Annotated in this window: 16 protein-coding genes; 4 read left to right on the top strand and 12 right to left on the bottom strand. The window is 57.9% G+C overall.

Annotated elements, in window-relative coordinates; translation table 11 throughout:
- Nucleotides 1-38 precede the first annotated feature (38 nt).
- The 6 genes from QQL78_RS17290 to QQL78_RS17265 all read right to left on the bottom strand — a co-directional run bounded on the left by QQL78_RS17290 (nucleotide 39) and on the right by QQL78_RS17265 (nucleotide 6,130).
- Nucleotides 39-920, bottom strand: coding sequence for a homocysteine S-methyltransferase family protein (locus QQL78_RS17290; RefSeq protein WP_284375221.1), 882 nt, complete (start codon nucleotides 918-920; stop codon nucleotides 39-41).
- Nucleotides 917-3,364 carry a GcvT family protein gene (locus QQL78_RS17285; protein WP_284375219.1) on the bottom strand — a complete coding sequence of 816 codons (2,448 nt, stop codon included), beginning with the start codon at nucleotides 3,362-3,364 and terminating at the stop codon, nucleotides 917-919. Before QQL78_RS17285 ends, QQL78_RS17290 begins: the two co-directional genes overlap by 4 nt.
- A gap of 12 nt (nucleotides 3,365-3,376) precedes the next feature.
- On the bottom strand, nucleotides 3,377-3,760 hold the full coding sequence (locus QQL78_RS17280; protein ID WP_284375217.1) for a GFA family protein: 384 nt from the start codon (nucleotides 3,758-3,760) through the stop codon (nucleotides 3,377-3,379).
- Between the two features lie 32 nt (nucleotides 3,761-3,792).
- The gene (locus QQL78_RS17275) at nucleotides 3,793-4,365 is read right to left on the bottom strand and encodes a helix-turn-helix domain-containing protein (protein WP_284375215.1); all 573 of its coding nucleotides are present in this window, start codon (nucleotides 4,363-4,365) and stop codon (nucleotides 3,793-3,795) included.
- A gap of 80 nt (nucleotides 4,366-4,445) precedes the next feature.
- The gene (locus tag QQL78_RS17270) at nucleotides 4,446-4,904 is read right to left on the bottom strand and encodes a GAF domain-containing protein (RefSeq protein WP_284375213.1); all 459 of its coding nucleotides are present in this window, start codon (nucleotides 4,902-4,904) and stop codon (nucleotides 4,446-4,448) included.
- A gap of 53 nt (nucleotides 4,905-4,957) precedes the next feature.
- Nucleotides 4,958-6,130 carry a thiolase family protein gene (locus QQL78_RS17265; protein ID WP_284375211.1) on the bottom strand — a complete coding sequence of 391 codons (1,173 nt, stop codon included), beginning with the start codon at nucleotides 6,128-6,130 and terminating at the stop codon, nucleotides 4,958-4,960.
- A gap of 88 nt (nucleotides 6,131-6,218) precedes the next feature.
- On the opposite strand from QQL78_RS17265, the gene QQL78_RS17260 reads away from it, so the two are divergent.
- Both QQL78_RS17260 and QQL78_RS17255 read left to right on the top strand, forming a co-directional pair.
- Nucleotides 6,219-6,557, top strand: coding sequence for an STAS domain-containing protein (locus tag QQL78_RS17260; protein ID WP_284375208.1), 339 nt, complete (start codon nucleotides 6,219-6,221; stop codon nucleotides 6,555-6,557).
- Nucleotides 6,558-6,567: 10 nt separating this feature from the next.
- Nucleotides 6,568-7,032 (top strand): ATP-binding protein, encoded by a 465-nt coding sequence (locus tag QQL78_RS17255; protein ID WP_284375206.1) that lies wholly within the window; start codon nucleotides 6,568-6,570, stop codon nucleotides 7,030-7,032.
- A gap of 392 nt (nucleotides 7,033-7,424) precedes the next feature.
- On the opposite strand, the gene hspQ is transcribed toward QQL78_RS17255, so the two are convergent.
- On the bottom strand, nucleotides 7,425-7,751 hold the full coding sequence (gene hspQ, locus QQL78_RS17250; protein ID WP_284375204.1) for a heat shock protein HspQ: 327 nt from the start codon (nucleotides 7,749-7,751) through the stop codon (nucleotides 7,425-7,427).
- 84 nt (nucleotides 7,752-7,835) lie between these two features.
- Here hspQ and QQL78_RS17245 point away from each other — a divergent pair, with 84 nt between their 5' ends.
- Complete coding sequence (locus tag QQL78_RS17245) at nucleotides 7,836-8,717, top strand: AEC family transporter (RefSeq protein WP_284375202.1); 882 nt, start codon at nucleotides 7,836-7,838, stop codon at nucleotides 8,715-8,717.
- 72 nt (nucleotides 8,718-8,789) lie between these two features.
- On the top strand, nucleotides 8,790-9,374 hold the full coding sequence (locus QQL78_RS17240) for a transglycosylase SLT domain-containing protein (RefSeq protein WP_284375201.1): 585 nt from the start codon (nucleotides 8,790-8,792) through the stop codon (nucleotides 9,372-9,374).
- On the opposite strand, the gene QQL78_RS17235 is transcribed toward QQL78_RS17240, so the two are convergent.
- The 5 genes from QQL78_RS17235 to QQL78_RS17215 form a co-directional block, all read right to left on the bottom strand.
- Nucleotides 9,371-9,976, bottom strand: coding sequence for a LolA family protein (locus tag QQL78_RS17235; RefSeq protein WP_284375200.1), 606 nt, complete (start codon nucleotides 9,974-9,976; stop codon nucleotides 9,371-9,373). The genes QQL78_RS17240 and QQL78_RS17235 overlap by 4 nt on opposite strands.
- Nucleotides 9,977-10,082: 106 nt before the next feature.
- Nucleotides 10,083-10,700, bottom strand: coding sequence for a hypothetical protein (locus QQL78_RS17230; RefSeq protein WP_284375199.1), 618 nt, complete (start codon nucleotides 10,698-10,700; stop codon nucleotides 10,083-10,085).
- A gap of 321 nt (nucleotides 10,701-11,021) precedes the next feature.
- Nucleotides 11,022-13,931 carry a DNA translocase FtsK gene (locus tag QQL78_RS17225; protein ID WP_284375197.1) on the bottom strand — a complete coding sequence of 970 codons (2,910 nt, stop codon included), beginning with the start codon at nucleotides 13,929-13,931 and terminating at the stop codon, nucleotides 11,022-11,024.
- A 16-nt stretch (nucleotides 13,932-13,947) separates the two neighbouring features.
- Nucleotides 13,948-15,132, bottom strand: a complete 1,185-nt coding sequence (locus QQL78_RS17220; protein ID WP_284375195.1) for an aminotransferase class I/II-fold pyridoxal phosphate-dependent enzyme — start codon at nucleotides 15,130-15,132, stop codon at nucleotides 13,948-13,950.
- A 118-nt stretch (nucleotides 15,133-15,250) separates the two neighbouring features.
- Complete coding sequence (locus QQL78_RS17215; RefSeq protein WP_284375193.1) at nucleotides 15,251-16,579, bottom strand: amidase; 1,329 nt, start codon at nucleotides 16,577-16,579, stop codon at nucleotides 15,251-15,253.
- Nucleotides 16,580-16,609 lie beyond the last annotated feature (30 nt).

The raw sequence follows: 16,609 nt of genomic DNA, 5'->3' as shown, positions 1-16,609 counted from the left end.
GAGGCAGATCCTTTAGGCGATGTCGCGCTTTTGGGGCGCTAAACAATACGATGTCCTGCGGCCTTCAGACGGCGGGCGATTTCAGCGATATGGGCGGGGGAAACTTCGCAACAGCCCCCAATGATCGTGGCACCTTGTTCGACCCAAGCCATCGCGTGATCGGCATAGGCCGTTGGGGTGAAATCCTTGCGCCGCGTCAATGCGTCAACTGTGGGTTTGGCTTCCAGAAACCCCTCTGTGATCTGCTCGAACCCGTTTGCATAGGCACCGTAGGGAATACCCGCCTGTGCCAGAATCTCCAGCGCAGCGGGGATCGCTTCGGGGGCAGAGCAATTGACCAGTACCGCCGCTGCGCCCGCATGGGCATAGGGCAGAACCGCTGACAAAGGTTCGCCTGACCGCAGCTTGGTACCATCGCGGTCATCGACACTGACGGCCAGCCAGACAGGTTTATCCCCTGCTGCTGCCCCCCGCAGCACGCTTTCGGCGTGGATGACCGACACCACTGTTTCACACAGCAGCATATCGCAGGCCGGGGCGATCATCTGTGCAATTTCGGCATAGATCGGGGCACCTGTGGCCGCATCAGGATGCAGATCAGGACGATAGGACGCCGCAATAGGTCCGATAGAACCAGCGATCCGGGCGGCACCGCTGGTGCGGGCCTCTGCGATGGCCATCGTCAGAAGATCGGCAAAACGATCCTCAAAATCGGTATCCACCAACCGGTCACGGTGGATTGCATAGGTGTTGGAGGTGGCGATAGTCGCACCCGCCTCGGTAAAATCACGGTGGACCTCGCTGACCAGACCGGGATGTTCGATCATCACCTGCGTGGACCACAGCGGCGTGGGCCGATCGCCTGCACGGTGGATCAGCTCCTGGCCCATGCCACCATCGAGAAGGGTGATATCGCTCATGCACGTATCCTTTTGTTTTCAGGGTCCCATAGCGGTTGATCAGGCTGCACCGTGGCTTTGCACAGCTTGCCAAAAATATTGATCTGAACCTCAGTGCCCGGCACCGCCAGATCAGCCCGGATGGTGCCCAGCGCCACGGATTTATTGATGCGATATCCCCAGTCGCCACTGGTGGTTTCGCCAACGACCTCACCCTGATGCCAGACAGTCGACATATAGGGGGCGTCCTGATCCCCCGCGTCGACAGTCATGGTGACAAAACGTTTCTTGAGGCCCGCTTGCTTTTCTGCTTGCAGGGCCGCCTTGCCGGGGAAATCCTGCGGCTTGTCAAATTTGATGAACCGGTCCAGCCCCGCCTCCAGCAGGGAATAATCCGTGGACAGATCGCCCTTCCACGCGCGGTAGCCTTTTTCGATGCGCATGGAGTTCAGGGCAAACATACCAAATGGTTTCGCACCTGCGCCGATAACAGCATCATAAAGCGCCGGAATATCCGCATTGGCCGCGTGAATTTCCCAGCCAAGTTCGCCAGCAAAGGACACCCGCGCCAAGGCGCAATCCCTGCCCGCCACTTTGGCCGGCTGGGTTGAAAGCCAGGAGGCGTTCAGATCTGCCTCAATACCCATCGTTTCGAACATTTCGCGCGACTTGGGGCCGGTGACGATCAGCGTGGAGTATTCGGTGGAATGGTCCGTCAGGGTCAGCCCATCGGGCAGGTTTTTCTTCAAGAGTTCAAGGTCATGCCATTGCGCAAGGGCCGCAGTGATCAGGGTAAAAAAGTCATCATCGTGGCGCATAATCGACATTTCGGTCAGGATGCGGCCCCGGCTGTCAGGGAAATAGGCAAGGTTCATCCGTCCCACCTTGGGCAATGCGCCGGCAATACGGGTGCGCAGCCATTCGGCGGCCCCCTCACCGGACAGGTTGAACCGCGAGAAGCCCGGCAGATCCAACACGCCAACGCTGTCGCGCACCGCCTCTACCTCTTCCTTGACGCGGATCGCCCATGGGCCGTTGCGGTCCCATGTCTGGGTTGCTGCCTCGGAAGTGTCATCACCTTCCTGAGCAAACCAGTTTGCGCGCTCCCAGCCGTTGAAAGCCGCCATCTGCCCGCCCGCTGCAAGAATCTTGTCATGGATCGGCGAAAGTTTTTTGTCACGCCCCGCAGGCCATGCGTGATGCGGGAAATGCATGGCGTATTCGTGGCCATAGGTTTCCAGCGCCTTGGCCAGACAATGATCATGATCCGTGTAATCGGTATAGCGGCGCGGATCGACGGCCCACATGTCCAGTTCGGTTTCGCCGTGCATGATCCATTCCGACAGCACCTTGCCCGCGCCACCGCCCTGTGCAATGCCAAAGGTAAAGGAATGCCCTTCAAAGGCGTTTTTCACGCCCGGCATCGGGCCTACCATCGGCAAACCGTCAGGAGCATAGGGAATAGGCCCGTTAATGTTGCGGCCAACGCCTGCGGTGCCAAGGATCGGGACACGCGCCATGGCATCTTCGATGTAATACTCAAGCCGCTCCAGATCGTCGGGATAAAGCTGGAATGAAAAGTCCTCTGGCATCGGGTCATCGGGCGTGACCCACGCAGCCTTGCAGTTGCGTTCATAAGGGCCAAGGTTCAACCCGTTCTTGTCCTGACGCAGATAATAGGAGGTATCGACGTCCCGCAGCAGCGGCACCTTATGGCCCTTCTCCTTGGTCCATGCTTCCAGTTCGGCAATCGGCTCTGTCAGGAAATACTGGTGGGACATCACAACCATTGGCACGGTGCGCCCGCCGAAAGGTTTGAACATTTCGCCCACGCGTTGCGCATAATACCCGGCGCAATTGACCACATATTCGCAGCGAATGTCGCCCTTGTCAGTTTTCACAATCCATTCGTCGCCGTCCTGTTCCAGACCGGTGATCGGGCAGAACCGTTCGATCCGCGCGCCGGCATCACGTGCGCCTTTGGCAAGGGCCTGCGTCAGCTGTGCCGGATCAATATCCCCATCCAGCGGGTCCCAAAGCCCCCCTTCAAGGTCATGGGTTTCCATAAACGGGTGCATTTCCTTAAGCTCTTCAGGGGTGCAGATGTTCATCTCCAACCCCTGATATTGGCCCATGGAGGCCACACGTTCGAATTCCATCATACGCTCTTTGGAATGGGCCAGACGGATCGAACCGGTAACGTGGTAATTCATCGGATAACCCACATCGTCACCCAGCGTGCGGTACATCGCAGCGGAATCGCGCTGCATGTTCATCACAGCCCATGAGCCGGCGAAATTCGGCACGTTCCCCGCCGCATGCCATGTAGACCCGGCCGTCAGTTCGTTTTTTTCCAGCAGCACACAGTCTTTCCAGCCTGCCTTTGCCAGATGATACAATGTCGAGGTGCCAACGACACCGCCGCCGATGATGACCACGCGGGCCGTTGTTGGGAAATCTGACATGGGAAGGCTCCGTTACTGGTCGTGTTGTGGCAGGGTGTCGGTGATGTCGTAATAGTCGCCCTTGTCAGCGACGAAGATATGCTTTTCCGTCTGGATACCAGTGGCCCCGTCCAGCGTGCCGGACATGACAGAGGTGGCCCCCTTGTCGTCGTCATGCCGCCAGAACAGGGAGGACCCGCAGCGGTTGCAAAAGCCGCGTTCGGCTGGCGGGCTGGAACGGTACCATTGTAGGGTCTCATCCTTGGTGATGCGCAATTGTTCCGGCGCGACTTGGGTGGCGGACACGTAATGCCCGCTGGTCTTGCGACATTGCACACAATGGCAGGCAACCGAATTGCGCAGCGGGCCAGTCAGTTCGAAGTTAACACCACCGCAGAGGCAGCTTCCTTTGATCATCTCAGATCCTCCCAGTTTGGTTGCGCAGGCATTTAATACACCGGCGGTGCGATCACCCAGATCGCCACGGCCGGTTCGGCAAATGGGTTGGCCCAGCGAAAGGCCTCGCCACGAATACGGAAACTGTCACCGGCGTTGATTAGATGGGTCACACCGGCAATCTCGATCTCAAGCTGGCCCGACAGGACATATCCCACCTCCTGCGTGGGGCGGGTCACCGGATCCTTGATCCGGCTGTGCGGCGCAAAGGTGGAATGCACCATTTCAAAATCATCGGTCAGGTCAGGGGAAAGCAGTTCCTCGACCAATCCGGCGACCTGCGATCCGATGGTGCGGCGCGCGTCCTGACGCACCACATATCCGGCCTCATGTGCGGGGGCCGCCGCATGGCGAAACAGCATGGACACCGAGACGTCCAGTTTGGCCGCAATCTCGCGCAGATCGGTGATCGAGGGTTCGGAAATATCCCGTTCCACCTGGCTGAGCCAGCCCACCGAGCGGCCCAGCATATCGGCCAGATCCGCCAGCGTCAGGCCGCGGGATTTGCGCAAGGCCCGCAAATCTGCGCCAAGGGTATCAGGGGTGTCGGGCAAACTGTGCTGCATTGCGATTCCGTGAAAAAACAGTTCTGATTTTCACGTAACAACAGCTTCGTGAAAAAATCCAGAATTATTTCACGAAGCCGCTATTTTGTATTCAGGAAGACCTGTTGCAGGATGGCTGTCAGCGCCTCGGCATCAGTGTTGTCAAAGGCGTCCGGTAGGTTGCTGTCGATGTCGAAGACCCCGATCAGCCTGCCCGCCCCGTCGAAAACCGGCAGCACCAGTTCCGAGCGGGTCGAGGAAGCGCAGGCGATATGGCCGGGGAAAGCATCGACATCGGCAACCAGCTGCACCTCACCGGAGCGCGCCGCCGCACCACAGACCCCGCGTGAGAAGGGGATCACCAGACAGCCATGGCCGCCCTGATATGGCCCGATCTTCAGCAGTTCCGGCGCAACAACGCGGTAGAACCCGGTCCAGTCAAAGCGGTCGTCAGCATGGTGAACCTCGCAGGCGACCGTTGCCATCAGGGCAACCGCATCTGTTTCGCCATCAGTCAGGGCAGCGATGGATTTGGCAAGGCTCGGGTAATCCACTTTCATCAGAAGGCTCCCTGTGGCTGAGTGCGGACAGTATATAAGGCCAAAAAGAGGGGTTAGACCCGCTCAATCGCGATGGCCGTCCCTTCACCGCCGCCGATGCAGATGGCGGCAATGCCTCGTTTCAGACCGCGTTTTTCCAGCGCGTTCAGCAGGGTGACCATGATGCGGGCACCGGATGCACCGATGGGGTGACCCAAGGCGCAGGCACCGCCGTTGACGTTCACGATGGCGTGGTCGAGACCCATTTCATGCATGAAGGCCATAGGCACAACGGCAAAGGCCTCGTTCACTTCCCAAAGGTCGACGTCCTCTTTGCTCCAGCCGATTTGTGCCAGCAGTTTCTGCGCCGCAGGCACGGGGGCGGTCGTGAACAGGCCCGGTGCCTGCGCGTGGCTGGCATGGCCAAGGATGCGGGCGCGGATGTTGAGACCCTGCGCGTTTGCGGCATCTTCCGAAGCAAGGACAAGGGCCGCGGCCCCGTCGGAAATCGACGATGAATTGGCCGCCGTCACGGTGCCACCCTCGCGGAAGGCCGGTTTCAGCTGCGGGATTTTGTCAGGCCGGGCATTGGCCGGTTGTTCATCGGTTGTAACTGTCACACTGCCCTTGCGCGTTTTCATTTCGACGCTGGCAATTTCATCGGCAAAGGCACCGTTTGATTGCGCCTCTAACGCGCGCGACAGGGACGCCAGCGCATATTCATCCTGCTTTTCGCGGGTGAACTGAAAAGTCTCGGCGCAATCTTCGGCGAAAGTGCCCATCAGGCGGCCCTTGTCATAGGCATCTTCCAACCCGTCAAGGAACATGTGATCCACCACGGCCCCATGGCCCAGACGTGCCCCGCCGCGCATTTTCGGCAGGACATAAGGCGCGTTGGTCATGCTTTCCATGCCACCGGCAACCATCACATCGGTATGGCCCAATGCAATCTGGTCAAAGCCGATCATCGCCGCCTTCATCCCTGAACCACACATTTTGTTCAGCGTCGTGGCGGGCACCTCTTCGCCCAGCCCCGCCGCGAAACCAGCCTGACGTGCCGGTGCCTGCCCCTGTCCCGCGGGCAACACACAGCCCATCAAGACCTCTTGCACCGTTTCGGTTTTGGCGTTGTCCAACGCAGCCTTGATCGCATGGCCACCAAGCGCGGAGGCGCTAAGCCCCTCAAACGCGCCCTGAAAGCCCCCCATCGGCGTGCGGGCCGCCCCGGCAATAACGACGTTTTTCATTTCGCTCTCCTTTGGTGCAGTTGCTCATCAGTTGGTAAGAAATTGAGCTTAGGTCTTGTACTATCGGTCAGGTATGCGGGATTTTTTTATGGAACTACAGATCAAAACAGAATCCGACGTGTGTATCGTCAGCATCCACGAAAGCCGGATTGATGCCGCCGTTGCCTTGGATTTCAAGGAGGCGGTGCGTCAGGGCACGCTGGATGCCCCTGCCGAGGTGGTACTGGATCTGACGCAGGTCGGGTTTGTTGATTCAAGCGGTTTGGGCGCGATTGTCGCGACAATGAAACATCTGGCCCCCGAACGCCGGTTGGTTCTGGCCGGGCTGACCCCGCCGGTGGAAAAGGTGTTTCGCCTGACGCGGATGGATTCGGTTTTCCAGATCCATCTAACCCTTGAAGATGCCCTGCGTGCGCAATGTGAGTGAGGCACCCCAGATGTCGCTGAAGGTTGCACAGGCCGATATGCTGGAGCCCTTTGATGTGAGGGTCACCAGCGGTCCGCTGGCCGTCCGCAAAGCCCTTGAATTGGTTTTTGACCGGCTTTCCCCGCTGACCCTGGATGTCGAGGAAACCAGCACGGTTGAATTGGTACTGGCGGAGGCGCTGAACAACATCGTTGAACACGCTTATCCACCAGCCGATGCCAGCGGGCCGGTGCATATCAATATACGGCACTGCAAGGATGGTCTGCATGTGCAACTGCGTGACCGGGGCCGTGCAATGCCGGATCACAAACTGCCCAAAGGTCAGCTTCATAGCTGTGACGTTGATTTCAGCGACCTGCCGGAAGGTGGCTTTGGCTGGTTCCTGATCAAGGACCTGTCCAGAGATGTGGAATATACCCGCCTCGACGGGGAAAACCGACTGAAGCTGCGGATTGCGGTGGCGTTTCGCCGCTGACAACAAATGCTCAGCAACAAATTTCGACAGGCTCCTGCGTGCGGCCCGCACCGTTAAAAGAGACATTTTGACAAGAAATGTCCCTGCCGCATTGCTGCCCCGAAGTTTCCCGAAATCGCCGCGATCAGATCATAAAGCGGCCATGCTCGGCTGGCATGAAGGAGCCTGTAGCTGCATATGGCTTCCCTTGGTACCGCGTTTAATAGCCCCCACCCAGTGCGCGGTGCCAAGGAACTTCCTCCCCAAAAATTAAGCAATACACCGGATCAAACGCCTGAAAGCGTTGGGTGCGCAAGGGTTGGGCGTTGGGCGCGAACTGCCTGATAAGAAAAGGCTTGGCATGTCAGATGGGTGCGAACGGTCATAGCCCCGGCGCGGCAAGCTGCGCAGCGCTAGTTCAGCTGGAAATGCAGCGGATAGGCACCATCGGTGAAGGGGCCAAATAAATCCGGGATATCGGGGTGTTCCACCGGTTCGCCGGAGTAATCCGCGACCAGATTCTGTTCGGACACATAAGCCACGTAATAGCTTTGATCGTTTTCAGCCAGAAGATGGTAAAACGGCTGATCCTTGACCGGGCGGCTTTCCTCTGGAATCGCCTCGTACCACTCGTCTGTATTGGCGAATTCAGGGTCAACGTCAAAAATCACCCCCCGAAAGGGATGTTTCTTGTGTCTGACCACTTGGCCCAGATGATATTTTGCGCGTGTGCGTAGCATAACTTGCAGCCCCTACCTTTCGTTAGTAACGGGTTCAAGGGGCTTTTGTCCAATCAAGTCACACTATTTAAAGGAAACAGACTGTTGACCCTTATTTTCACTGTGCTGGAAATTGTCGCGCCTGTGTTCCTGCTGGCCGGTATCGGGTTCGGTTGGGTTAAGCTGGGTTTTGAATACCGGCTGGAATTCGTTACCCGCCTGGCAATGACGCTGGCGGTGCCCTGCCTGATCTTTACAGCACTGGTCAACACCACGCTTGATCCGGCCGCCCTGACCACGCTGACGCTGGCCAGTCTGGTGGCCTATGGCGCAGTATCGGTTGGTGTGCTGGTGCTGATCCGGGTGCTGGGGATGAACCAGCGCACGTTTGCCGCTCCGATGATTTTTGGCAATACCGGCAACCTTGGCCTGCCGCTGGCGCTGTTCGCCTTTGGTGAGGTCGGGCTGGAATATGCGGTGGTTGTCTTTGCGGTTATGGCGATTCTGTCCTTTACCTTCGGCATCTGGCTGGTGGCGGGTGCCGGATCTTTTGGCAAAGTCCTGAAAGAACCGCTGGTCTGGGCCACAGCTGGTGGTGCGTTGTTTCTGTGGCAAGGTTGGGGGCTGCCCACCTTTCTGGACAATACCTTGGGGTTGATCGGGCAAATGGCGATTCCGCTGATGTTGATCACCCTTGGCGTTGCAGTGGCGCGCCTGTCCCCCAGTGGGATTGGCCGCGCAGTTATCCTGTCCGCCCTCAAACTGGTGATTTGCGTAGGTTGTGCATGGCTCGCCGCCGACTTCTTTGCGCTGGAAAAGACCGCCTTTGGCATTCTTGTTCTGCAAATCGCCACCCCGGTTGCGGTTACATCCTATATGCTGGCGGCGAAATACGGGGCGGATGCAGATTCTGTTGCGGGGCTTGTTGTGGTGTCGACCCTGATGTCGATCGGCGCATTGCCGCTGCTTTTGGCGGTTTTGTTGTAAAAATTGTGATGTGACGTGGCTGAGAAATAGGCTAAACTGCCCTCAAAATATAATAACGAAAGCGAGAGGCAGATGAGCAGAACCCTTCGCGCCCTGATACTTGTGTTGCTGGTTGGATCCTGCGGCGGTGGACAATCCTCTGCCCCGCGTAATCTGGACAATGCCTGCAGCCTTCTCAGAGAGCGCCCGCAATACCTGAAAGCGTTCCGAAAGGTGGAACGCAAATGGGGCGTCCCGATGCATGTGATGATGGCCACGATCCATCAGGAAAGCAAATTCGTCGCAGATGCCCGCACGCCGTTCCGCTATGTGGCGGGGGTGATTCCGATGGGCCGTCAATCCAGCGCTTATGGCTATTCGCAGGCTCTGGATGCTACATGGGACGAATACCGCGCGGATCAGAACCGCCGTTCAGCCAAGCGGAACCGGATCAATGATGCCACTGATTTTATGGGCTGGTACATGAACCAGACGCGGGATCGCAATGGTGTGTCCTTGTCAGATGCGCGCAACCAGTATCTGGCCTATCACGAGGGCCACACCGGTTTCCGCAAACAGACTTACAATCGTAAATCATGGCTGGTGGGCGTCGCGGGCAAGGTTGATGCCCGTTCGCAAATGTATCGCGCACAGTTGGCGGGGTGCCGCCTGCGTTAGCGGTTGGCTGTGCTGCCGGGGCTGCCCACGTTGAACAGACTGTTGGGCAGGTTGCCGCCCTTTTGCAGATCACCCAGTACCACGGTGGTCTGCGAGCCATTGCCGTCGTTGATCACCCATTGGCGCAGTTCAACCGGGTTGCCGGTGAATTTTAGCTGGATATTACCATACTGCGGGTTTTCCGGGTCCTGTGCCTTGACCACTGTTGCGGTGCCATCAAAGCTGTGGCCAGTGACCATATTCGCCTTACCCAGATCGACGTTACGCGCCAGAATGATCGACAACGGCGTGCGCGCCAAGGGATAGCTTTCGGCAGGCTGGTTTGATTTCTTGTCAAAGATCACAACCGTGTTGCTGCCCGCCACAACCAGCGCAGTTTCGGGTGGATTATATTCAAACCGTACCTTGCCGGGGCGTTTGATATAGATGGTGCCCGTGCTGATCGACCCGTCATCATTGATCTGGGTGAATTCACCCTTGGCGGTCTGCAATTTGTTCAGATAGGCTGAGATGTCATTTAACGGCAGCTTTTGCGCCGCGGCGGCCAGTGGGAGAGCCAGCGCCAAGCCAATGGACAGAACGGCGGTTGAGAGAATACGCATGATGGTTACCTGTTTGTCTGTGTTGCATCAGACATAGGGCGTCAGTCCATGATATGCGATATCATGCGGCGGTTTATTGCTAACAGGCTGTGATTTTTCAGTATTTTCAGGCCGGAACCTTCAGTTTCATCACCTCTTTGCGCAACAGCTGCGCCTCTTTCACCTCTTTCTTCATCTCTTTCCACACCTTCTTCAGCAGGCCCTGCGCCTTTGCTGTGCCCGCTTTTGCCCCCGTGACCTCTGTGATCCACGAGAAAATCATGCGCAGTACGCTTTGGAAGGTCCCGATGATGGAAAAGACCGTGCCCAGGATATCAAGCTCTTGGATCAGGTTTGTGATATAGACGAATATCTGGATCAACATTCGCACATAGCGCGCGAACAGCTTCTTCAGCGCCACGATAACCGCTTTCGGGTCCAGCGCTTTCTTGATCACGGCAATGATCCTTTTGCCCAAAAGCAAAGTCGTTTTCAAAAGGATGGGAAGGGCCGTGATCGTCGCTTCGACGACCTGACCGGCGCGCAGCACCTTGTCGACCACGGATTTTCCAACGGTCGCCGCAATTTCCTTGGCGACATTCACAACCTGCCTGATGAAGGACACCATGGATTTCAGATGTGAGGATACTTTTTTGAAAACGACTTTCCAAAGTTTGTGCAGTCGTTCCTGAAACTTCTCCGTTGCATCCAAAAACTTTTTGGTCGGGTCTTGGTCATCGGCCATGTGAATGTCCTTTCAGCCTGCCAGCATGGCCCTGGATGTGCTGCGCAGTGTCAGGAATAAAGTCACCCAAACCTTTAAAAGCGCAAAAAACTCCAGGGGTCTGACAAATAAGATTGTGCAAAATAGCGTTCAAAGAAATGATTCTACGGCCCGCGAAATAGCAGCCAGTGTGAAAACGCTAGCCGATTTTGCACAGATTGGTCCAGACATTTGCAGTCGTCTGTTGATCTGAACAGTGACCACCGGACGAAAAAACACCGCCGGGAGGGAGGGAGGGCCCGGCGGTGGCGGTGTGCATCTACAGGTCAGAGGAGGTAAGCCTTAGCCCTGTTCCGGCACCAGTATTTCGCGTTTGCCCACGTGGTTGGCCGGAGAAACAAGACCTTGTTCCTCCATCTGCTCGACCAATCGCGCGGCTTTGTTATATCCAATTGCCAGCTTGCGCTGGATGTAGGAGGTCGAACACTTGCGATCCTTGATCACAATCGCAACGGCAGTATCATACAGCGCATCTTCGCCATCGGTGTTGCCGCCAAGGCCAAGCACCGCATCAATGTTGGCCTCATTGTCATCGCTTGGGCCGTCGACAACCCCGCCGACATAATCCGGTTCGCCAAATTGCTTTAGGTGATTGACGATTTCCTCAACCTCTTCGTCGCTGACAAAAGGCCCGTGGCAGCGGGTGATTTTCGCACCACCCGCCATATAGAGCATATCGCCCATGCCCAGCAGTTGCTCAGCACCCATTTCGCCCAGAATGGTACGGCTGTCGATTTTAGAGGTCACCTGAAACGAGATCCGCGTGGGGAAGTTCGCTTTGATCGTACCGGTGATCACATCTACCGACGGACGCTGTGTGGCCATGATCAGGTGGATGCCCGAGGCTCGCGCCATCTGTGCCAGACGCTGAATGCAGGCTTCGATCTCTTTGCCCGCAACCATCATCAGGTCGGCCATTTCGTCAACAATCACGACGATATAGGGCAGTGCCTCTGGTGTGTTCTCTTCCGTCTCGAAAATCGGCTCCCCAGTGTCGTCGTCAAAGCCGGTCTGCACCGTACGGCTGAACATCTCACCCTTGGCCAGCGCATCGCGCACGCGGCCGTTATAGCCTTCGATGTTGCGCACACCCATTTTGGACATCTTGCGATAACGCTCTTCCATCTCGCCGACAGTCCACTTCAAGGCAACAACCGCCTTTTTGGGATCCGTCACAACGGGGGACAGCAGATGCGGAATGCCGTCATAGACTGACAGTTCCAACATCTTGGGGTCGATCATGATCAGGCGACATTCTTCCGGCGTCAGCTTGTAAAGCAGGCTCAGGATCATCGTGTTGATCGCCACGGATTTACCAGAACCTGTGGTCCCCGCAATCAGCAGGTGGGGCATCTTGGCAAGGTTGGCGACCACAGGATCACCGCCGATATCCTTGCCCAAGGCAAGCGGCAGACGTTGGTTACCATCGCCGAAATCACGTGAGGACAGGATTTCGCGCAGGACAACCTTTTCGCGGTTTTCATTGGGCAATTCGATGCCAATGACCGAACGTCCCGGCACAGTAGAAACACGCGCAGAGAGCGCCGCCATGGAACGTGCAATATCATCCGCTAGACCAATCACGCGACTGGCCTTAAGACCCGGTGCCGGTTCCAGTTCGTACATGGTGACCACAGGGCCGGGCCGCACGGCGACGATTTCACCCTTCACGCCATAGTCATCCAACACGCTTTCCAGCATCCGTGCATTTTCTTCCAGCGCTTCGTCGGACAGGTGCAGGCGCTGCACATCTTCTGGGTTTTCCAGCAAGTTTAGTGGCGGCAGTTCGAAACCGGGATGGGTATCCTCAAAGCTGAGCGCGGGCTGTGCCTCTGCGATGGCCTGTTTGGAGGGGGGCGTTGGTTTGCGGGTTGGTTGCTGCACAACCTTACGCGGTTCCGCAACTGGGATCGGGGGCACCACGGGTGCCGGTGCCTCCTGAAGTGGCAAGGGCTCCACCACAGGTTCGGCCGCTTCCGGTGCCGGCGCTGCAACAGGCATCGGAGCCACAGGAATTGGGGCTGACGGGGCCACAGTGTTGATCGACAGACGCGGCTCAACCCGTGGGGCTGGCGCGGTCAGGGGCGGTTCCGGTGGCAGTTGGCTACGTGGTGTGGTGTCGAGCAACAATGCATCCGGGCCGCGCCCGCGCCCTTTGGTCAGGGGGGCGGTGACCGGCGTATGCACAGCAGTGGCAGTGCGCACGCGGTTCTTGATCACATTGGCGATTTTCGACTTGATACGCTCTTCGCCGGGGGCCTCTTCAACAACGGCTTCGCTATAGGTTTCAACCAGTTCCGGTTCCGGCATGGCATCAGGGCGTTTGATCAGCCCGGGCATGCGGGCCAGCAAACCAGTTTTGGCCTCTGGCGCTTCGGCAGTGAAAACAGGTTCGGGGGATACTTCTGGCGCAGGCGGCGCGTTATATGCCGGTTGGTTGGCCTGCCACTCGGCAAGCTCTTCAGCCTCAAGCCGACGCTGCTCACGACGCTCTGACTGGCGCGCCTGTAGGGTCTGTGCAGCATGAACGGCACCGCTGGCACCGCGTCCGATCAGGTTCATGAACATCGCGTAGGCCATGATCACCCCCACCAAAAGGAAGCGCGCCAGACGCTGCAATTCAACCTTGGTGAACCCCAAGACAAACGCGCCAAGCGCTAGGATCGCTACGCCCATCAACAGCGACATCAGCTTGACCGTGAAAGAAGATCCAATCGGCAGGATCGTCAGGATCGCGCCCATGACGGTATCGCCAAAAAGCCCGCCCAGACCAAAGCTATGGGTTTGCAGCCATTCCGGCCCCGGTGCCAGGGTTGCCGCATAGATCGCGCCCAGAGCCACCGCAATCGGGGCAAAGATCAACCGGCCGACCGCGCGATCCTGCCCCCGGTGCAGTGCAAAACGTACCCCCCAGAACAACAGCACAATCGCCACGCCCCAAGCGCCCCAACCCACAATCATGAACAAAGGCGCCGCAATGGAAGCACCCATCCGGCCCATCCAGTTTTGCACCGGCGCATCGGTGGACACCATCCAGTTGGGATCATCCGGCGTGTAACTCAGGATCATCATCGCCGCCATGACGCCCAGCAGGATCAGCACCAGCCCCAGCAATTCCTTGCCACGTTTTTCGATGGCTTCTGCCATATTGCTGTCCAGCAATGGATCGCGTCCGCGTGTCTGATAAGCCATGCTTCGTCCCTCGTTCTTAATCGGCATAGAGACAATCGCGGATCAATTGCAGCCCGCGCTCTGTCTCTTCCTTGGGGGCCACAAGCGCCACCCGTATATACTTGTTACCGGGGTTCTCCCCGTCCGTGTCCTGGGCCAGATAGCCTCCCGGCAATACTTTCACGCCGGTTTCGCGCCACAGCTTCACCGCTGCGTCTTCGTCATTTTCCACCGGCAACCACAGGAAGAACCCGGCCTCGGGGCTGGCATATCCGGCCACATTGCCAAAGATGCGATCCGCCATGTCGAATTTTTCCTGATAGAGGGCGCGGTTCTCAATCACATGTGCCTCATCGTTCCATGCGGCAGCAGCAGCCTGCTGCAAGGGCAGCGGCAAAGGCGCACCCGCATAGTTTCGCAGCTGCTTGATCTCGCGCATGGTATCCGGGCCAGAGGCGGCAAAGCCTGACCGCAGCCCCGGCAGGTTTGATCGTTTGCTCAGCGAATGGAACATCACAATCCGGTTGCGGTCCGCACCCAGTTCATCGGCCACCTGCATCGCACCAACTGGCGGTGTATCGCGGTAAATCTCGGAATAACATTCGTCGGCAAAAATCTTGAAATCGTATTTTTCCGCCAGCGCAATCAGCGCCGTCCAATAGGCCCGGTCCGCCACCGCGCCCTGTGGGTTGGCAGGCGAACAGATATAGGCCGCCGTGGTGCGTTTCAGCGTCTCTTCCGGCACTGTGCTGAAATCAGGCAGATGGCCGGTTTCACGGGTCGCGTTCACCATCACCGGATCAGAGGCACCGGAAATAGCGCCAATCATATAGACTTGGTAAAACGGGTTCGGCATCAGGATCGCCGGTTTTTGCCCGTTCTTGGTTTCAGGGCACAGCGCAACAACTGCGTTATACAACCCTTCACGGGTGCCGTTCAGCGCCATCACTTCGGTGTCGCCGCTCATTTCGATGCCATAACGCTGTTTGATCCAACCGGCGATGGCGGCCTTGAGTTCGGGAGAGCCGTCATTGGGTGGATAGCTGTTAAATCCGGCAGCATTTTCAGTGATCACATCAGTGATCCACGCCGGAAACGCATGTTTCGGCTCGCCTATGGTCATTTGGATCAGGGGGCCACCACCCTTATGCACGTCCAGAAGGGCGCGCAGGCGCGGCCACACATGAGCCGGAAGGTTCGAAAACCGCTCTGGGTAAAACATCTACAACTGCCTCGGTTCGGGATCATTGGCGCCCCGTTACTTCCAAAGTACCGAAGCCCCCGCGCCCCGTCCAGAAAAACCGGACTGCTCCCAAGGGGTTGTGGCATTTAGGCCAAAGTCAGCACAGCGCCTCTTCGACGGCTGCCCCCAATCTGAGCAGCAGTTCTTCCATATCTGGTGGGCAGGACAGCATCAAACCACAAGAAGCCGTGTCTGTGGGCAGGGTAAGGCTGCTAAGCCCCATAAGATTACCAACACGCGTGTTGCGCAGCGCCAACAGGTTTTCGGAAAGATAATAGTCATGATCTTCCTCAAGCCTTGCCAAATTCGGCGGCAGGGTCGGTGCCGTTGGGGACAGCACCGCATCAAATCCGCTGACCGCTGCGTCATATCCCGCGCGCAAAGCGTCCAACTTGGCACAGGCAGCGATGTAATCAGCACCAGAATGCCCCCCGCCCAGACGAAAACGCATCAGGATCTCGTGGTACATGGCATCCGGGTTGGCCTCGATCACATCGCGCCATAACCCGTAAGCCTCTGTTGTGTATAGGCAACCGGAAAGCTCCATAGCTTCTGCGACTTCCGGCACCTCGATTTCCTCAATCACTGCCCCTGCCGCACGCAGCTTGCCCAATGCCGCGTCAAAACCCGCGCGCGGGGCGTCACGCAGATCGTCCATCACAACGGTTTTCAACACCGCAAACCGTCGCCCTTCCAGCCCGGCATTGCGCAAATCCGCAGCCGCAGTACCCTCAAGCGCGGCCAGCAACAGACCTGCATCCTCGACCGAGCGGCACAGCGGGCCAATTGTGTCGAACTTCATCGCCAAGGGTACAACCCCTTCAAGGGTCAAACGCCCGGATGTGGTTTTCAGCCCCACCAGATCATTCCACGCCGCCGGTATACGCACAGAACCGCCAGTGTCTGATCCAATCGCCGCCGCCGCCAGATGAAACGCCACCGAAGCCGCCGCGCCTGAGGAGGATCCCCCCGAAACCGCATCCGCATCATTTACACAGGGTGGTGTGGCGGTGCTGGGATTATGGCCAAGGCCGGAAAACGCCAGTTCGCTCATGTGGGTTTTGCCCAGACAGACCAGACCGGCAGCTGTGGCATTGGCCAGCACAACCGCATCGCGCTCCGGGACGCGCCCTTCCAGCAGTTTCGATCCCGCCTCGGTCGCTGTGCCAGCCGTATCAAACAGGTCTTTCCACGAAATCGGCACCCCATCCAAGGGCGACAGCCGGTGTCCGGTTGCGGCACGCTCCGCCGAGGCCGCCGCCTCGGCCAACGCCCGCTCGGCGGTGACCCGTGCGTAGATACGGTCCCGCAGGGGGTGGGCGTCAATCGCGTCCAGATAGGTTTGGGTCAGGGCAACCGGATCAATCTCGCCCGCGCCAATCCCACGTCCCAAATCCGCAGCGGTCATTGTCAGCCAATCTTGCACGGCACGTCCCCTTTTCCTGATTTTACGCGA

It is taken from the genome of Sulfitobacter pacificus (assembly GCF_030159975.1).
Lineage (GTDB): Bacteria > Pseudomonadota > Alphaproteobacteria > Rhodobacterales > Rhodobacteraceae > Sulfitobacter > Sulfitobacter pacificus.
The sequence above is the reverse complement of the archived record's forward strand: the minus strand, read 5'-3'. Positions and strand labels throughout refer to the sequence as shown.